The sequence below is a fragment of the Mycoplasma sp. 4013 genome, from assembly GCF_054353875.1.
This window is the reverse complement of sequence record NZ_JBTHHK010000002.1, coordinates 21,310-39,247: the sequence shown is the minus strand read 5'-3', so window position 1 is coordinate 39,247 and position 17,938 is coordinate 21,310. Positions and strand designations below refer to the sequence as shown.

23 protein-coding genes and 1 tRNA gene are annotated in these 17,938 nt (G+C 27.1%); 11 read left to right on the top strand and 13 right to left on the bottom strand.

The genetic code is table 4. From position 1 onward, the window contains the following. Window positions 1-25: 25 nt before the first annotated feature. On the bottom strand, window positions 26-604 hold the full coding sequence (locus ACXYRO_RS00960) for a thymidine kinase (protein ID WP_458597615.1): 579 nt from the start codon (window positions 602-604) through the stop codon (window positions 26-28). 97 nt (window positions 605-701) lie between these two features. Here ACXYRO_RS00960 and ACXYRO_RS00955 point away from each other — a divergent pair, with 97 nt between their 5' ends. The 4 genes from ACXYRO_RS00955 (at window position 702) to ACXYRO_RS00940 (ending at window position 3,874) form a co-directional block, all read left to right on the top strand. Then, on the top strand, window positions 702-1,124 hold the full coding sequence (locus tag ACXYRO_RS00955; protein ID WP_458607464.1) for a hypothetical protein: 423 nt from the start codon (window positions 702-704) through the stop codon (window positions 1,122-1,124). A gap of 216 nt (window positions 1,125-1,340) precedes the next feature. Then, window positions 1,341-2,015: a deoxynucleoside kinase gene (locus ACXYRO_RS00950; RefSeq protein WP_458607465.1), complete on the top strand. Its 675-nt coding sequence runs from the start codon at window positions 1,341-1,343 to the stop codon at window positions 2,013-2,015. After that, window positions 2,006-2,656: a deoxynucleoside kinase gene (locus ACXYRO_RS00945; protein ID WP_458607466.1), complete on the top strand. Its 651-nt coding sequence runs from the start codon at window positions 2,006-2,008 to the stop codon at window positions 2,654-2,656. The genes ACXYRO_RS00950 and ACXYRO_RS00945 overlap by 10 nt, the downstream gene beginning before the upstream one ends. A gap of 75 nt (window positions 2,657-2,731) precedes the next feature. Beyond that, the gene (locus tag ACXYRO_RS00940) at window positions 2,732-3,874 is read left to right on the top strand and encodes a restriction endonuclease subunit S (protein WP_458614045.1); all 1,143 of its coding nucleotides are present in this window, start codon (window positions 2,732-2,734) and stop codon (window positions 3,872-3,874) included. Window positions 3,875-3,952: 78 nt separating this feature from the next. On the opposite strand, the gene ACXYRO_RS00935 is transcribed toward ACXYRO_RS00940, so the two are convergent. The 6 genes from ACXYRO_RS00935 to ligA form a co-directional block, all read right to left on the bottom strand. After that, window positions 3,953-4,261, bottom strand: coding sequence for a tyrosine-type recombinase/integrase (locus ACXYRO_RS00935; RefSeq protein WP_458614044.1), 309 nt, complete (start codon window positions 4,259-4,261; stop codon window positions 3,953-3,955). Between the two features lie 6 nt (window positions 4,262-4,267). Further along, the gene (locus ACXYRO_RS00930) at window positions 4,268-4,513 is read right to left on the bottom strand and encodes a site-specific integrase (RefSeq protein WP_458614043.1); all 246 of its coding nucleotides are present in this window, start codon (window positions 4,511-4,513) and stop codon (window positions 4,268-4,270) included. Window positions 4,514-4,542: 29 nt separating this feature from the next. Further along, complete coding sequence (locus ACXYRO_RS00925) at window positions 4,543-4,818, bottom strand: hypothetical protein (RefSeq protein ID WP_458614042.1); 276 nt, start codon at window positions 4,816-4,818, stop codon at window positions 4,543-4,545. Window position 4,819: 1 nt separating this feature from the next. Further along, window positions 4,820-5,200 carry a DNA cytosine methyltransferase gene (locus ACXYRO_RS00920; RefSeq protein ID WP_458614041.1) on the bottom strand — a complete coding sequence of 127 codons (381 nt, stop codon included), beginning with the start codon at window positions 5,198-5,200 and terminating at the stop codon, window positions 4,820-4,822. Between the two features lie 137 nt (window positions 5,201-5,337). Beyond that, window positions 5,338-5,877 carry a DNA cytosine methyltransferase gene (locus ACXYRO_RS00915; protein WP_458614040.1) on the bottom strand — a complete coding sequence of 180 codons (540 nt, stop codon included), beginning with the start codon at window positions 5,875-5,877 and terminating at the stop codon, window positions 5,338-5,340. 9 nt (window positions 5,878-5,886) lie between these two features. Beyond that, the gene (gene ligA, locus ACXYRO_RS00910) at window positions 5,887-7,899 is read right to left on the bottom strand and encodes an NAD-dependent DNA ligase LigA (RefSeq protein ID WP_458614039.1); all 2,013 of its coding nucleotides are present in this window, start codon (window positions 7,897-7,899) and stop codon (window positions 5,887-5,889) included. A gap of 69 nt (window positions 7,900-7,968) precedes the next feature. Between ligA and ACXYRO_RS00905 the strand changes: the two genes are divergently transcribed. From ACXYRO_RS00905 to rbfA, 3 genes are all read left to right on the top strand, one after another. Beyond that, entirely contained in the window at window positions 7,969-9,096 is a 1,128-nt protein-coding gene (locus ACXYRO_RS00905) for a trigger factor-related chaperone (protein WP_458614038.1), read from the top strand. A 10-nt stretch (window positions 9,097-9,106) separates the two neighbouring features. After that, complete coding sequence (locus ACXYRO_RS00900; protein WP_458614037.1) at window positions 9,107-9,679, top strand: PTS sugar transporter subunit IIA; 573 nt, start codon at window positions 9,107-9,109, stop codon at window positions 9,677-9,679. A 69-nt stretch (window positions 9,680-9,748) separates the two neighbouring features. Further along, window positions 9,749-10,090 carry a 30S ribosome-binding factor RbfA gene (rbfA, locus tag ACXYRO_RS00895; protein WP_458614036.1) on the top strand — a complete coding sequence of 114 codons (342 nt, stop codon included), beginning with the start codon at window positions 9,749-9,751 and terminating at the stop codon, window positions 10,088-10,090. Between the two features lie 71 nt (window positions 10,091-10,161). On the opposite strand, the gene ACXYRO_RS00890 is transcribed toward rbfA, so the two are convergent. Further along, complete coding sequence (locus ACXYRO_RS00890) at window positions 10,162-11,982, bottom strand: R.Pab1 family restriction endonuclease (protein ID WP_458614035.1); 1,821 nt, start codon at window positions 11,980-11,982, stop codon at window positions 10,162-10,164. A 76-nt stretch (window positions 11,983-12,058) separates the two neighbouring features. Further along, window positions 12,059-12,901 carry a Cof-type HAD-IIB family hydrolase gene (locus ACXYRO_RS00885; protein ID WP_435129838.1) on the bottom strand — a complete coding sequence of 281 codons (843 nt, stop codon included), beginning with the start codon at window positions 12,899-12,901 and terminating at the stop codon, window positions 12,059-12,061. Window positions 12,902-12,960: 59 nt separating this feature from the next. Here ACXYRO_RS00885 and ACXYRO_RS00880 point away from each other — a divergent pair, with 59 nt between their 5' ends. The 4 genes from ACXYRO_RS00880 to ACXYRO_RS00865 are packed head-to-tail and all read left to right on the top strand — an operon-like array spanning window position 12,961 to window position 15,362. Continuing rightward, window positions 12,961-13,428 carry a hypothetical protein gene (locus ACXYRO_RS00880; RefSeq protein WP_435129835.1) on the top strand — a complete coding sequence of 156 codons (468 nt, stop codon included), beginning with the start codon at window positions 12,961-12,963 and terminating at the stop codon, window positions 13,426-13,428. Continuing rightward, window positions 13,428-13,961, top strand: a complete 534-nt coding sequence (locus ACXYRO_RS00875) for a hypothetical protein (protein ID WP_435129832.1) — start codon at window positions 13,428-13,430, stop codon at window positions 13,959-13,961. The genes ACXYRO_RS00880 and ACXYRO_RS00875 overlap by 1 nt, the downstream gene beginning before the upstream one ends. Beyond that, window positions 13,936-14,334 carry a hypothetical protein gene (locus ACXYRO_RS00870; RefSeq protein WP_435129829.1) on the top strand — a complete coding sequence of 133 codons (399 nt, stop codon included), beginning with the start codon at window positions 13,936-13,938 and terminating at the stop codon, window positions 14,332-14,334. The genes ACXYRO_RS00875 and ACXYRO_RS00870 overlap by 26 nt, the downstream gene beginning before the upstream one ends. Then, entirely contained in the window at window positions 14,334-15,362 is a 1,029-nt protein-coding gene (locus tag ACXYRO_RS00865; RefSeq protein WP_458614034.1) for an HAD family hydrolase, read from the top strand. Before ACXYRO_RS00870 ends, ACXYRO_RS00865 begins: the two co-directional genes overlap by 1 nt. Window positions 15,363-15,497: 135 nt before the next feature. Here the strand turns inward: ACXYRO_RS00865 and ACXYRO_RS00860 are convergent. The 4 genes from ACXYRO_RS00860 to ACXYRO_RS00845 all read right to left on the bottom strand — a co-directional run bounded on the left by ACXYRO_RS00860 (window position 15,498) and on the right by ACXYRO_RS00845 (window position 17,929). Next, window positions 15,498-15,588 (bottom strand) — tRNA-Ser (locus ACXYRO_RS00860). Window positions 15,589-15,663: 75 nt separating this feature from the next. Next, window positions 15,664-16,272, bottom strand: a complete 609-nt coding sequence (locus ACXYRO_RS00855; protein WP_458597979.1) for a UpaP162 family type II restriction enzyme — start codon at window positions 16,270-16,272, stop codon at window positions 15,664-15,666. A gap of 76 nt (window positions 16,273-16,348) precedes the next feature. Beyond that, a complete protein-coding gene (locus ACXYRO_RS00850; protein ID WP_458614033.1) occupies window positions 16,349-17,320 on the bottom strand; it encodes a DNA cytosine methyltransferase in 972 nt (323 codons plus the stop codon). A gap of 84 nt (window positions 17,321-17,404) precedes the next feature. After that, complete coding sequence (locus tag ACXYRO_RS00845) at window positions 17,405-17,929, bottom strand: hypothetical protein (RefSeq protein ID WP_458614032.1); 525 nt, start codon at window positions 17,927-17,929, stop codon at window positions 17,405-17,407. Between the last annotated feature and the right edge of the window lie 9 nt (window positions 17,930-17,938).

The following is a 17,938-nucleotide window of genomic DNA, read 5'->3' as shown; positions in this document are numbered from 1 at the left end:
TTTTATTTGCTTATAGGCAAATAAATTATTTTCTTTTCTTATACTTTTGTTTTTCACCTAAAATATGACATCTGCGACAGCGTGCTTCATATTCGCTATCACCTAATACATTTAACTCGTTGTTCACATCCTTACGAAATGAAAAGGCTGCATCAGATTTACATTGTAAACATACCGCTTTTAACTTACATATATCATCTGCGATCGCAAGTAAACCAGGCATAACTCCGAACGGACGCCTTAAAAAATCCATATCCAATCCACTTACAATTACTCTAACTCCACTTAATACTAATTTATCGATAACTTCAAAAATTCCATCATCTAAAAAATTAGTTTCATCGATTGCAACAGCTCGATATTCAGGATTTCAGTGATCAATAATATCTTTTGATTGCTTAATAACAATTGCTTTAGTTTTTGCTCCTGTGCGACTTACAATTTTATTTTTATCAAATCTAGTATCAAAATGTGGTTTAAATACCATTGTTTTTACTTCTGCTATTTCTAGAATTTTAAGTCTTTTAAGTAATTCTTCAGTTTTACCTGAAAACATTGGTCCAGTAATTACTTCTAAGGTTCCTTCTGGTCTTTTTAAGTTCATTCTTCCTTTCAAGTGTGTTATATCATTATAAAACTTTTATAAAATTCCTAAATATCTTTTATCAAATTTTGATAAAATTTTCAAGAAAGGAAAAAAGATGAAACATAAAAAGAAAATTTGAGCATTTTCTGCCGCTACTTTATCGTTAGTTCCAGTTGCCGCTGCTGTTTCTTGTGGTTCAGGTGAAAAAGCAAAAGCAACCGAATCTAGCAAAAAAAATAATTTGATAAATGCAATTTTAACAGAAACTAAAAAAACTTATAACTTTATAGAAAGCAAAGAAACTGAAGCAAAAACTGAGATGCAAAATAAGTTAAAAGATGTAGCAGATGATGTTGTTGCAGATACATTAGCATTTTACCAAGAAACTATGCATTTAGACAAAAATACTCCAGACTATACAGCAAAATATGCTGCAGCAGATGCAAAATATCCAAAAAGTAATGCTACTTTATTAGAGCAATTACAAAACATTGCTAAGGGAAAAGGAACTGCAAAAAGTTCAGAACCACAAAATTAATAGAAGTAGCGATGAAAATATTAATTCAGTAGATTATCTAAATTAAGATGATTTAGATAATTTTTAATTATGAAACTTTTTCAAAAACTTTTTTATCTATCAGTAAGATAAAAAAGTAAAATGAATAATTTTTATAATTAATTTTAATCAACTTTTTAATTAATTGCTAGTTTTGCATTTGTTTTTTTGCTATACTTAAAAACCACAGGAGGAAAAATGGTAATAGGAATTAGTGGGATGATAAGTAGTGGAAAAAGCACATTATCCAAAAAATTAAATGAACATTATAAAACATCTGTTATCTTAGATGAATTTGATAAAGACGATGTAGTTTTCAATACTTTTTTAAAATGATTGTATGAAAAGAAACCTAACCTAACAATGGCTTTACAGACTTATGTTGTGGAAAATCATACAACTAAACTACAAGAGTTATTTACAGAATTTGCTGCAAAACATAACGATTTAAAAAATAATCACTTAATCTTAGATCGCTTTAGCATTGAACATTATATTTTTGCACATGTAAATTTGAAAGTTAAAGGAAGAAATTATTTAAAAGGTTATGATGCTTTATTTGAACATATGATTACAGATGAAGAAATTCCTGATTTAGCAATTTATTTAGATATGAGTTATGAAACCTTTGAAAAGCGATTATTTGAACGAGGTCGTGAAGTTGAAATAAATAATTACGAGCTGAACAAAGACTACTTTAAAAACCTTTATAGGGTTTATAAGGACTTATTTATCAAGCAAGCTGATAAATATCATCTAAATTATGTTATTGTTGATACCAACAACCTTACAGAAGCAGAAGTTTTAGCAAAAGCAATTGAAATCATTGATAATTTTGATTTATCAAAAGCAAAAGAGCGAGTATGAAAATAGCAATTAGTGGAATGATTGGATGTGGTAAATCAACACTCAGCAAACAACTTGCTAATCATTATCAAAATTCAATGTTATTAGAAGAACTAGATTCCAATGATGATGTTTTTAATACTTTTTTAGAATGAATTTATCAAAAATATCCTAATATCGACATTGCATTTCAATCATACATCATTGAATCTATTTCAGAAAGATTTAAGAATGCTGAATCAGAGTTTTTAAAAAATCATAATCATAAACAGCACCACATCTTCTTAGATCGCTTTAATGTTGAACATCATATTTTTGCAACTGTTACACTTGAGCAAAAACCATCAAAGTATCTAAATGCATTCAATGCTTTGTTCGATTATATTATAGATTTAAAAGATAACCCTGATCTAGCAATTTTTTTAGATGCTGATTTTGATGTAATTAAAAATCGCATCCTAAAAAGAGGTAGAGATGTTGAAATTGAAAACTTTGATTTGAATATAGATTATTTTAAAAGATTACATCAGTTATATCGTCCTTTGTTTGAGAAATTGGTGCAAAAATATAATATTCCTTATAAAATAATTAATACAAATGATTTAGATGACCATCAGGTGTTTGAAGAAGCAACAAAGATTATAGATCTATTTATTTACGAAAAATAGATATTATTTGATATCTATTTTTGTCTATTTAAAAATTGATATTTTTAAATATAATTATAAAAAGAAAGGATAGAAATGGACAAAAAAGTACCTAGTTTGAGGTTTAATGGATTTGAAGATGAGTGAGAACAAGATGCTTTTGGACAAATTTTATTTCGTGTAGACGAGAGAGGTTTTGCTTATCTACCACTTTTAACCGCATCAATTAATTACGGGATGATACTAAAAGAATCCAAAAAGAAAGTTAAATCACTTGAGAGTTTTAAAAGGGTTCTACCAAACGACTTTGTTTTGCATCTTTCGTCTTTTAATAGTGGTTTAGCCTTTTCTAAATTTGAAGGACTTACATCACCTGTTTACAATGTTCTAAGATTTAGAGATATAGATAAACATCATCCAAATTTTTGAATGTATGTCTTTAAAAGTAGTAAGTTCATAAATTCTCTTGTTCCTTTAACTTATGGATTAAGACAAGGAAAAAATATTAATTTAAATGAGCTTGAAAAGAATTTGTTGAAGACTACATCAAAGCATGAACAACAAAAAATCTCTCATCTTTTCATTTCCTTAGACTCCTTCCTTTCACTTCATAAGCGAAAATATGACTTTTTAATGAACATCAAGTCTACATTGCTATCTAAAATGTTTCCTGATCAAAACTCAAAATTTCCTAATATTCGTTTCTCTGAATTTACTCACGCTTGAGAACAGGATGCTATTGCAAATTTATGCTATCGATTAGACAATCTTAGAATACCTATAAAAGAAAATAAAAGAACAAAAGGCTACACTCCTTACTATGGAGCCAATGGAATACAAGATTTCGTCCAAGGTTTTACACATGACGGAGAAAATATCTTAATAGCAGAAGATGGAGCTAATGATTTAAACAATTATCCTATTCATTTCATAAAAGGAAAAATATGGGTAAATAATCATGCACACGTAATAAAATCTCAAAATGCTAATAACAATAATTATTTTCTTTCTCTTTCTTTAAAAAAAGTTAATTTTATAATTTTTTTGGCTGGAACTAGCAGATATAAATTGACATCTAACGAATTAATGAACATAATAATCAAAATTAGTAATATAAATGAACAAACCAAAATTGCTAATCTTTTCACTTCTTTAGACTCCATCCTTTCACTTCATCAGCGTAAGTCAAATATTCTTAAAAATATTAAGAAAAAAATGTTAGAAAAAATGTTTGTTTAGGTTATAACACACAAAATATTGCAAAATGTAGGATATCAAAACATTCTTTGATATCCTAATTTTCGTGGGTTTTTAAATTTATATAAGACTCGATATCGATCGCATTACTAGATCAATATCTTTGTTTTCTAACTCGTTAATGATATGTAAATAAATTCTTTCGGCAGTATTCATACTAGCATGTCCGAGGCGCTTCGCAACGGAAGCTATTGATACCCCGGCATATAACAACAATGATGCATGTGTATGTCTAAGGGCATGAATTGTTATCGGTGGAACATTTGCTTTGTTACACCTGCGAATCAAAGTATCATTAATGGTTGAATTGTAAATTCGTTCCTTAAAAATAAAAATAGGTTTTTCCGGATCTATGTCCTTTATTATCATTGCAAACTATGATGTAGTCATTCAATCAAGTTGTACCTTGCGAATTGAAGATTTATTTTTTGTAGGAAGAAATCCACCATTTTCTTTATAATTTCAAGTCTTTGATACATTCAAGTTTTGTCTAACAAAATCAAAATCTTTTGGTGTAATAGCCAATGCTTCTGAAAACCTTAATCCTGTTTTAGCTATCAGCAAAATTAATCAATCTATGTTTAAGCACCTGTATTCATTTGTCAATAAAATCTCTGCCATAAGAAGTCATAATAACTATTTTTTCATTATTACTTTTTGATGATTTTTAGGAATCCATAAAAAACAAGGTGAGTAATCAGATGTATTGCAACTGTTTTATTTTCAGGTTTATTCATTTGTTTAAAAATTAAGACTTTTAATAAATTAATATATTTGAGTTTAAATCCTGATGCATCTACATTGTTTTTAAAATAAGATAAGGTTGAAAAAGTATACAGAGTAGAAGTAGAAAACTTTTTAGGATTTAGATTTAATATGCTGTCAAAAATTTGTTTATTACCTGGTGATTGTCAAAAATCTTGCATCTTATTTATCTAATTTATCCTTATTTTCTTTTAAAATACCATAAAAAATCTTCGGTGGTACACATTCGCCGATAATATGTCTAATATTTGAATCACTTACATCATCAGGTAAAACAAAATCATCAGGTAAACCTGTTAAAAGTAAAATTTCTTTGATAGTTAAAACTCTTGCATCGCTATAAAAACCATCTTTATATCTACCTGGATGTACATTGTTTTGTGAAGAAATTGAACCATTTGCCATTGTTATAGTCGGAGCAGGTTTATCTCATGAAATTCTTTTATATGTTGTAGAATAACCTTTGATTCGTTCTCCATTTTTCTTGACAGGAAAATACTTTTCGTTAAAATGGGCGCTTTTTCCACTTGGTGTATGTTTCATTCATTCAATGTGTCTGTCATTGTGAACGGAAGCATTGTGATATTTTATATCACTTCTTTGACCTGATTCTAGGCTTGGTAGGTGTCTGATTACTTCTTCTACAGTCTTTATCTTTGTGGGGTGTGGTATTTGTATATCTATAGGTTGCTAATGATAATTACAGCACGTTTACGGTCTTGTGCAGTGTCAAAATCTTTGGAATTTAATTTATAAAAATCGATGTGTTGATATAAACTACTTAATTCGTTTTTTAAATATTCTTTGATATTTATAAACTTGTTATTTATCATTATCTTTGTTGTATACATCTGAATTACATTTTCAATAATAATAAGTTTAGGTTTTGTTTGTTTGATAAAATCTACAACATATGTAATCAATAGATTTCTAGGATCATCTATCTTTCGTCTTCCGGCTAGTGACATCCCTTGACAAGGAGGTGTAGCAATTAAAATTTGATTATTAAGTTGTTTGTGTCTTAAAACCAATGAATCAAAGACATTTTTATCACTTATATCACCGATTATCATTTTTGAATTTGGATATAAAAAATCGTGTATATATGCTCTTTTAGCTATCAATTCATTAGATAAGGTAACATCAAAACCAATGTTTTTTAATAAATATGTTCCAATCCCAGCGGAAGCGAATAAAGATGTAATTCCTATTTTCTTCATATATACTTTCTAGATTTTCATCATTTGATTAAAATAATCTTCATTTATAACTTTTATCCCTAAATCATAGGCTTTTTGTAGTTTTGAACCAGCATTTTCTCCAGCGAGTAAAAAGTTAGTATTCTTTGAAATGCTTGATACCACTTTGCCACCATTTTTGATAATTTCGTCTTTAAAAAAATCTCTGGATTTGCTTAAGGTTCCTGTAATTACAAAATTTTTCCCTTTTAATAAATCAGATGTTTTAATATCATCGTTGATATATTCAAAAATACTATCAAGTCGATGCATTTCTTCAAGCATATTAGGGTTTTTTATAAAACTCTTGATGCTATCGATTATTACTTGACCGATTGTGTTTATTTGTAACAAAGAATCAAGATTTATTGTTGCTAAATCAGTTAATTTAGTTATTTTTGCAGCAATTAATGCGGCAGCAGTTTTACCAACATTTGGGATACCGAGTGCAAAGAGAGCATTTGCTAGTTTAATAGACTTTGATTTATCAATTGAACTTAAAATATTATCAATTTTTTTATATTCTTTGTTTTTACTCTTAGAATTACCAAAAGAAGGAAGTTTAATGATATCATTTTTATACTTATTTAGCATATATATAGAAGAAAAAGTATTAATATATCCTTTTTGATAAAATAGCTTAATAATTTCATTTCCTAAGGTTTCAATATTAGCACACTGCTTCGAACAAAAATGAATTAAAGCACGTATTTTTTGTTCTGGACAGTGTTGATTAATACAAAATTGATCAACTAATGAATCATTTTGATGTAGTAGCTGATTACAAGAAGGACATTTTGTGACTTTTTTAAAAATACCATCAGAATTTTTATGAACTAATGCAATAACCTTTGGAATAATTTCACCTGATTTTATTACTAAAACATCATCGTTGATGTTAATATTCATATCTTTTATATATTCATAATTATGCAAGGTAGCATTTGATACTCAGGTTTGGTTTAATTCAACCTTGTCTTTGAAATTTGCAACATAGGTAATTTTCCCGGTTCTTCCTACGGTTGCAATAATTTCTTTGATTTTAGCAACTTTTTCTTCTGTTTCGTATTTATAAGCGATAGCATATTTTGGAAATTTAGAAGTTCTACCAAGCGAATCTCAATATTTTAAGTTATTTAACTTTATAACAAATCCGTCACAATCATATTCAAAGGAATTTTTGATCTCTTTGAATTCTTTGATGAAATTTCATATTTCATCAAAGTCTGCAGATGTCTTATTATGCTTGCTGGTGGGTAAATTCAGTTGATTTAGAAAATTTACCACATCGCTTTGTAAATTAATATTATGTAGTATTGGGTCTGTTATATCATATAAAATAATTGATAATCCACGTTCTTTAACAATATTTTTATCTAGCAGTTTTAAAGTTCCGGCAGCAGCATTGCGTGGATTAGCTAGAAGTTTTTTATTATCAGTTTCCAGTTTTTTATTTAGTTGGTTAAAACGAGTTTTAGATAAATATACTTCACCTCTTATTTCAATTGGTTTTAGATAATTAATTTGTTTAGGTAAGTTTTCAATTTGAAAAACATTTTCTGTTACATCATCGCCTTCAATCCCGTTTCCACGAGTTAAAGCCTGAATCAGTCTACCATCTACATATTTCAAAGAAATAGATAATCCATCAATTTTAGGTTCGCAATTAAATGAAATATCAGAACTTATTTGTTGCTTAATATCATTTAAAAATTTAAAAACATCTTCTTTTGAGTATGCCTTATTCAAAGAAAGCATCGGTTTTTGGTGGATTACTTTAGCGAATTTCTCGTTGTTTCAAGCACCTAATTTTAAAGTTGGTGAATTAGGTAGGATCAGATCTGAAAAAGTCTCTTCTAATGCTTGTAAGCGCTTATATTCGCTATCATATTCAGAATCCGAAACACTTGGAGCATCAAGCATATAATATTCTCAGTCTCATTGATTAATTTTTTCAACTAATTGCTGAATTTGGTGTTTAACTTCTAAATTTTTATCTTTCATTAAATAATTATACAAAACATTTTTATACACTTATTTTATTTATAGTAAAATTTAAATAAAGGAGTTTAAATGAAATATACAATGACAAGCATCTTGGTTGATAAAAACCAATGAATTAATTACCAAAATGAAGCACTAAACTATCTAAATACTACCAAAAAAGGTAAAGTTTCACAACAAGATATTTTATCATATGCTTCACGTGGTGTTATTTTGCTTGAGAAACAAAAAATATTTACAGATGTACTTAAAGATCGTGAATCTAATAAAGTTGCATTTATGCCTATTGCTGAAAACATTCACATGAATGTGGATTCAATTTCATTTGATTTGAAAACTTATTATTTAGAAAATTATCTAGATGATTTGACCTTAGATTTTAAGCCAACTAATGATTTTGTTTTATCTGACACAGATGAAAAAATAAATAATTTTGTCGATGATTATGTTAAAAACCAATCACCACGTAAGTTCCGTACCACAGATGATATTGAACCTAATGATCATGTTATTTTAGATGCTTTTGATCCTATTTCAAAACGCAGACAACGTTTTGAATTATTAGCAAAAGCAGAAAAAGACAGCACATTAGAAAGTAAGTTAGTAGGAATGAAACCTAAATCAACATTTGATTTTGATTTAGAAACAACTAAATTACAAATTACCATTATTGATGTTTTTTATTACCTTGATGAAAAATTAAATGATGATAATGTAAAAGAAATGCAGATACCGGGTGTTTTCGATCTTAAATCATTAAAAGATTTTATTTTTTATACTACAAAAGAAGAAGTGGTTACTAATTCATTATTTACTTATGGAATGAACATTTATAAGGAAATAAAGAAATTTAATAAACCGATTGATTTTCCACAAGATTTAATTCAAAGTGATATTGAAGGATTTAACTTTGATGAAAAATTCGAAGGTGATAAGGTTGCAATAGTTAAAGAAACATTAACTGACTTCTTTTGATTAAATGTTATTTCTAAAAAGTATGATATTTTTATCTCAAATGAAGAAATTAAAGAAGAAATCGCAAAAGTAAAAGCATCACTTAATCCTGTTATGGATGAACAAATTGATCCTCGTCGTATTTCTGATGCGATTTTAATGCAAAAACTAGGGACAATTTTCTTGAAAAAGTATCATTCTGATACATATATAGAAATCGAAAAATATTTAAGGTTTAAATAGAAAGGATGTTATGTTGAGAGATTGCTTAGCAAAACTACTTAGTAGAAAATCAAAAAAAACAAATCAAGAAGTTAAAACAGAAGAAATAAATCAACCAGCAAATGATGTGATTCATAGTCCAATAAAAGGAAAATTTGTAAACCTTTCTGATGCTAAAGACCCAGTTTTTGTTAGTGGTGCTTTAGGTGATGGATTCGCAGTTGAATTTGATCATGATTCTGGTGTTGTTCCTGTGTTTTCACCAGTTGAAGGTGTAGTAGAAATGTTATTTACTACCAAGCATGCTGTAACAATTAAAGCAAATAACAATGCATTAGTTTTCGTTCATATTGGAATTGATACCGTCAAACTTGATGGACAAGGGTTTGAAAGTGTAGTTAAACAAGGTGATAAAGTTAAAGTTGGCGAAGTGCTAGTTAATGTGGATTTAGATTTAGTGCATTCAAAAGGTTATACTTCCGATGTTCATGTAACTGTTTTACCTGAAAGTAATTATAAAGCAGTTAAATTCTTAGCAGATCGAAGCACAAGTGATACAGTTGTATTATCTGAACCAATTGCCGAGGTGGAATTAAACAAATAAAAATGTTGCTGAAATTATATTTCAGCAACTTTTATTCACTAAATATAAGATAAATTATATAATTATGTTATGAATGAAATTAATTTAAAACGAAAAGAATCGCAAGTGCATCAATTGATAGCTGATATTCTTGAACATAATATAAGTAATGTAAATATTATTAATCCAACTGTAATGGATGTGAGATTATCATCTGATTTATCAGATTTAAAGGTGTATGTAAATTTTGAATCTAATACAAAAAAAGGACTTATTGCATTAAATAATGCTGCTGGTTATGTTCGTAAGATGTTAGCAAAATCTTTGGACTGACGAAAGGTTCCTGCAGTTAGATTCTTTATTGATGATGTTTCTGAAAAAGGAGCAAGAATTGATGAGATACTAAGAAATATAGAAAAAGAAAAACAATAAAAAGTGATTAATTATTTTCAAAAACCCACTTTGCGGGTTTTGTTTTTACTCTTAGAGTTTTTATTACTTTCTTATGATGCTACATTTTCATAAAGTTCATTTTGTTTATATTTTAACACAGAACTTAATATTCTTATAATATCTGTGTTATGTTCTTTTGATAAATTAGCAAAAAGCAAAATAATGTGTATAAATAAGTCTGTATATCTTTTTCTATCTATGACATAATTAATAACAGAAGTTTTGGATATGGTTTTACCTATAATTGGTTCATTGTTTATTACAAAATTTTTTGCTGATAAATTTAAAAACAACATTGCTTGTGTTCCAATTGCTTTCTGTTTATAATCAATTTTAATTTCTATGAAGTCATTATCAATGTATTCACTAATAAAACTAGGTTTTATTACATCAACGGTTTGAAAACTAATAGGCAAAATGATTTTAGGATTTTCAACCCTTTGTTTTCTTGTTATTTTATATTCATCCTCAATGTATGTTTTAATTGGTTCGACTTTATTTAATAAATTTGTCAAAAATTCTAAATCGATAAATCCTTTATTCAACCCTCAATAAAATATATCAGATAATTCAAAAATATATTTATCTTCATCCTTGTTATTTTTAAAAGCAAGTTTATAAAGAGAAGGTTTGCTGTAAAAGTCTTCTACTTTTTTATCATATCCTATTTGTATTTCTAAAAAATCTTTATCAGTAATTACTTGTGATGCAGAAGGTTTTATTTCACCTTGTTCAAAATGTTTCTCTCTCTTTTTAAATCTATATTTTCCAGAAGGTGATATATTGGTGAAATTTCAAATTAATTTATCGGTATATATTGATAAAATAGAATTATTTTCTGATAGTTCTTTTTTAAAAAACAAATCTATTTCTTGGTAGATGCTTTGTTCACTCTTAGTATCTATGTTTTTTCATATTTCCTTATTAACAATTGGTGAAAAATTACCTAAAAAGTAAAACTCATTTTTATTTTTAGAATATCAAGATTTTAATATTTGTAGATATTTGAAGATTTTTAAGGCAGTTCGTCCTTTAACTCTAATAGATTGAGCATTTTCTTGCTCTAAAAACCCTTTATTAATTACTAACTGATTCATATCTCTTAGAGTGCTAAAATGAGCATAATTACCTGTAATTGACTTGTCTTTATATTTTGTATGCACATCTTCTATATATAAAAACTGATTTAGACAGAATTTATAATTTGAGTTATGAACCGAAAAAGTAAAGGTTTTTATCTCATCGAAACTCATCCCTTTTGAATCTTTTTTATAAAGAGCTATTATAATAGGAAATTGTGTATTTTTGGATGTATCATTGAACAAATTTGATGAAATTATTATCCCATCTGTAAGAACATAATTATTTTTAAATTGACCTAGTTGATTAAAATTAGATTTTTTAATCAAATAAGACAACGGATGCAAAACACAAATATATTCAGCATCCAAATGGTTAAACATCTTTAAAAAAGAAATTCCCATATCTCGTGCTTTAAATGTATCATTTATTAGCATACTTCCTTTTTGGTTTTTCATATAAAAAGATGTTCAGTTGTTATATGGTGGATTCCCTACAATTAATAATTTTTTATCATTTGTACATATATCACTTCTTTTCAAATCATTCAATGAATTTTTATTTAATGTCTTAAGAATTTTATAGTTATCTTTAACATAATCATAATAGTATTTGTCGATGTCAACATAAATAAATTTGTCTGCAACTTCATCTGTGATGAAATCGCCATTTCCACCAGATGTATCAGCAACAAAATCAAATTCAACTTTATTTCTTTTAATCATTTTTCAAGCTATATCAACAACAGCTTTTGGGGTAAAAAATTGTCCTAACTTAATTTTTTTATTCATAATATCCTTTATAAATTGTTTTACATATCTAAAAATTACTTATTTATATACATTTTATTAAAAAACCTCAAAGAGGTTATTTGTTTTTCTTCAAACCCTGTGAAATAGCACGTTTTAATTCAAAATCACTACGATATAAGTAATCATCAATTGCTTCTGCTAAACCGTTTTGTTCTACTGTGGATGTAAAATATTTAGCAAAAGTTCTTGAATATGAATCGGTGTTTTCCATTGCATATGTATATCCTGCTGTTTTGAACATAGAAATATCATTTTGACTATCACCAATAGCCATTACATCATCAACGGATGCATTTAAAAGATTATCACAAACCCACTTAATACCACTACCTTTTGATACACCTGCTTTTGTTATTTCAATATGTGATTTAAGGTTGACAATATTTAAATTGATACCTCTTTGCTCTGCAAGTTCACAAAATTTATCAACAAGTTCTAATGGTCCATAAGACTCAATTTTATGTAAATCAGATGGTATTTCACCTGTTTCGATTCAGTCGGTATATTCACAAAAATCACTAATGAATTTACGGAAACGATCATCAGCACCTTTTAAATAATATTTATGTGTACCAAAATAATATAGCCCTAATCCTAGTTCATCTGCTAGTTCTCAAACTTTTTTTGCTTCTTCTTGTGGAAGATATTCAATATGCAAAATTTCTTTTGTTTGATTATCAAAAATTAACGCACCATTCGAACAAATGATATATCGAGAGTGTACTTTTTCAGCTAAATTTTGAATTTTCGGATATGGTCCATTACCGGTATTAATGATAAAAGGGATTCCTTTTTCAACAACTTCATGAATTTTTGAAACATTTTCTTTTGTTAATTCTTTACTTGGAAAGGGATATATAGTCCCATCAACGTCACTAAATATAGCTCATTTTTTCATACATAAATTATAAAATAATTTATTAATTACATACACTTTTTATTATAAAATATAATAATATGAATTTAATTTTAGAAAAACTTAAACAAAAATATGATATAGATAAGCGATCATTGCGCATTTATTCGATTGTTGATTCACTGTTGTCATCGATTATTTCACTACTTAGTATTGCATCTATTTCAGTTGCTATTTATGCTTTAGTGGTGCTGGTCCATAAAGGAAACGAAGATAAAAAAGTTTTTGAATCAACATCTTATATTTTGTTAATGGTGCTAGTTGTATTTATAATTTTCTCATTTATTTTGACATTAACCTTGATTATTTATAAATATTTTGATCGTTCTGCTAAGTATAAAAAAATTGTTAATACTTTAAAATACCTTGATTTAAAGTATCATAGCAACCAAATTTCAAAGGCTGATTTAGAAGTGATTATTGATAAACTTTGAGAAAAAGCAACTAAGAAAAAGAAAGTTGGTATAGGTAAAATTCTTAAAGCAGAGTTTCAAAGAGGGATAAAATAATGCAATCAAAACGCGATTTAACACCAAGAAAAATGTATGGGAAAATTATCAAAAATGCAAAAATCAAAATGTATGTCTATGGAGTTTTTTATTACATTTTAAACCTTACCACTATTATCACAGCCTTTTATATTAGTATCATCGCGATATTGTTTTTAGCAGGGAATAATCCACACTTTTTAAACAATGTCAATCCATATAAAAACGACTTCATTAATAATTCATCGAACTATATTTTATTAACTACCATTATTAACTCGGTTTTATCATTAATATCAGGTATTTTGTCTTTATTTGTCGTTAATAGTAAGTTTATCTTTTATAAAAAGAAAGTTAAGCAACTTGAAATGGAATATGTATTTTATAAATCAAAATTGTATTTATATACACATAATAATGACACCAATAAATTTATTTTATACAAAAGAGCATTACATATTTTAGAAACTGAAAGATATAAATCAACAGCATTATTAGACATTCAAGATTATCAAAAAGGAAGAAAAAATGAGCAAGATCAAACAAGTTTATAATTCAATAGCAGTTATCCCAAAAATGCATATGATGAAAAATTATGTGCAAAAAAAGTATGTTCTTTGAAGAACAATATTCATACTTTTAAGTATTTTATCAATAGCAGTATCTGCATCAGTTGTGGTATTAAACCTATATTCAATTCGTTGAAATAGTTATCCAAATGAAACAATGGCTATGTTTGTTGCTATTTCATTTATTTCTTCGATATCAACATTCTTAATTTCAATTCAATCTTTTTTAAACTTATCAAATCGTAAAAATAAATTAAGAGACAATTTAGCTAGATCAAATGAAATAACATTGGAATTAAAAGCAAAAACAGACTTATCACAAGAAGATATTGATAACATTTCGGAGTTATTTAGCTAATGCAACTAAGATTTTATTTTAAGGATTTAAGTTCAATATCTGAAAATAAACTTAGCAAAATCCAAATACAATGCGAGGATTTTGCTAAGTTTAATTATATAAATAAAGTAATATGTTTGTTTAATGCAAATAATGAAATTTTAACTAAAATACATAGAATACAGTTAAATAAGGAAAATATATATGATTTGAAAGTTATGAAAATTAATTTTAATTTAAATAATATTGATACCTTTGTTTTTGATTTAGATGGGACATTATTGACATCCGATTTTAAACTTTTAGATGCACAATTGAATGCATTAAAATACATAGAAAGCAAAAATAAAAATATTATCATAGCAACCGGAAGACCCAAGTTTACCATTCAATCATTTATCCATCATATACCAACTCAGTTTCCACTAATTTTAGCAAATGGTTCGATGATATATGATTTAAAAAATGATAAACTGGTTAAATCATTTGATATCTTAAAAGAAGATGCATTTGATTTATATGATAAATTAATTGAATTAAATTTTGATTTTTTGTTCTATACTAAAGATAAAATGGTTGCATACAATACTCACTTAAGTGATTTTTATATAAAGAAAAATTATCCTAGCAGAGTTAAAAAAGGTAGATATATAGAAGCAAAAGTGGATTTAAAACAATATAATTGACAATATTTTAAATTCTTAGTTGTAAGAAGACAAAACGATGAAGAGATGTTTATTGAACTAAAAGAATACCTTAAAAATAAAGCAAATATTACTGGTGTAGTATCACAAAAACAATTTTTTGATATCACATCCAAATTTGCAACCAAATGTAATGCACTAAAATGGTTGCTGGATAAATATAATTTAGATGCAAATAAAACAATGGTGTTCGGCGATGCTGAAAATGATATATCAATGTTTGAAGTTGTAAGATATTCAGCAACTACAGCTAATTCATTTGAAATAGTCAAAAATAAGGTTCATATGCATCTACAGAGCAATGATGTTGCTTGGTTAGCTGAATTTATAAAGAAAGACACCTAAGGTTAAAAGGTGTCTTTAAATTATTAAAAATTAAAAATTTGTTTAAGGATTTAAAACAAATTTAAGAATGATTTCATTTAAGAAACCAACTTGCTTAAAAAAGGTATGAAAATTTGAATTTAAATATTAAAAAAATGGCGGAACAGAGAGGATTTGAACCTCCGCGGGAGTTGCCTCCCCTACAGTCTTAGCAGGACCGCCTCTTCAGCCTCTTGAGTACTGTTCCATTTGAGACCTAAGTTATTATAACATAATAGGACTTTTACAAAGAAAAAATAAAAAATTTTTTTGTGATGAAATGTTATTGTTTAAGTCTTTCAAATATCTTTTGTAAAGATGCAAAAGTCTTTTGATTAGAAATCGAATCAGTTAGATTAAGTTTATTGTTTTTGAAAAATTCTGAATCAATAATTAATCTCCCAGATTCTGCTTTAAAATTTGTGCTTCAGTTACGATGATCTTGTTTGTGTTTGTTGTCAAAAGAAAATTCCTCAAGTGCATATATTGAAAAATCTTCTATTTTTATTTTATCATAATATGATATTTCTGGTTTAACATTCAAGGTTTTATATTTAATTTTTATAATAAGATAAAAGAAGTTTTTACCTTGCTTTATAAATTTATAATAATCTAATAACAGTTTATTTATAGAGGCAACAGCATTATTTTTACTTGTATTATTTTCAACTTTTATATTAACTAAAAACATAACATCTAAAAAATCTAAGATAAAATCATAACTTTGAGTAGTTGTATTAGATTCGCGATAAATATTTACAACAAAATCACAAAATACATTCTTTAGTTTTTGATAAACAAATTCTTCTATGATAAATCCTATTGCTGTTGAAGATCGAATAGTACTATTTTTAGATTCTAATAAATTTAAATCTTCTGCATTAACTTGTATTTAATATTTATACATTTTAAATATATTATGTAACTGACTTATCAAAAGAGATTTATATTTATTTAGTAAATTTCAATTATTCATAAAATACCTTATTTATAATTTTAGCAATTTCTTCGGATAATTTCGGTGGAACAGCATTGCCAATTTGTTTTAAGATATTACTTTTTGAAGAAGTAAAAATAAAATCATCTGGAAAACTTTGTAATCTAGCAAGTTCTCTAGGGGTCATAACCCGGTGTAGTTTTGGATGCAAATGAACTCCACCATGATTTTCTTTTACCGTAGTTGCCGGTCTATCATAAAATTGTCTTTTAAATGCATCGGAATAATTTTTCATCGGGGATTTACCAGGTTGTGTATTTTTAATTTTTTCAAACATTTTAGGTGAATGCTTTGAAAAAATATGATTTCATTTTACATCCTCAGAAACATTTTCTAAATCAGATATAGCATCATATACGGTTTTAATAGGTAGAAAAGTGTTTTCAAGCATTTTAATTACTTTATCAACTTTTTCCTTTTGATGTTGTTTAGCACCGATAAAAATCACTCTCTGACGCTTTTGTGGAACACCAAAATTTGATGCATCAAGCAAGATATATTTTGCATAGTAACCAATGCTATGTAATTTGTCAATAATTTTATTTATTACTAAATTTCCATCATGTTCTTTAAAAGAAAGAATTCCTTTTACATTTTCTAAGACAAAAAGACTTGGTTGAATGTCTTCAATTACCTTTATGGTATATTTATAAAGCTGATTGCGATTGTCATCTTTATCTCTTTTACCGGCCATTGAATATCCTTGACAAGGAAAACCACCGATGATAACATCGATGTTATGTGCATAGTTATTCTTAAGATATTCTAAGACTTTTGGATCTGTAATGTCTTTAACATAAGCATCTTGGTGAAAATTAAGATTATATGTATCTAGTGCAGGTTTTCAAAATTCTACGGTGTCTGTAATCACAAAACCATTTTTTACAAATCCATATGTTAATCCACCACAACCAGCAAATAAATCAAGCAATTTCTTATCCATAATTTAATTATATCTTAATGCTACTTATAAATACATAATTATTGAAAATATTAAGAAAACAAGGATATCAATCCTTGTTATTATTTATTTATGACGCTGCAAAGCAGCAGCTTGCGCTTGTAAACTTTGAATTCCGGCATAAATTTGGAAAAGAACCGAAACAATGTTTTGTGGGATTACATGTTTTGACCCTGGTGTAAGTAATGCTTTTGTATAAAAGTGCATTACCTTAGTGAGAGTGCTATAATCTCCACCTGTTGGGATTAGATTCATAATATCTTTTACAAAAGTATTTAACTTATCTAAAGTCTCTTTGTTGTTTAAATTATTAGTATTTTTAGATGCATCAGAAACTATAAATCCCGGTGCAATCACAGCTAAAAAGTTTGTAAGAGCTTTTTGTAAATCATCTTTGGTATATTTTTTAGTATCTTGTGCAACATCTGCTAAGGTTATTTGTGGAAGAACATGTTGATTAAAGATATCGTTATCATTTTGTTTTGGTTTTGGTTTTTGTTGAACTTGTTGTGTGCAAGCAACAGCAAAAGCAACAGAAGAAATTGTTATGCTACCAAAACCAAGATATCATCATAATTTTTTAACTTTCATATATTCCTT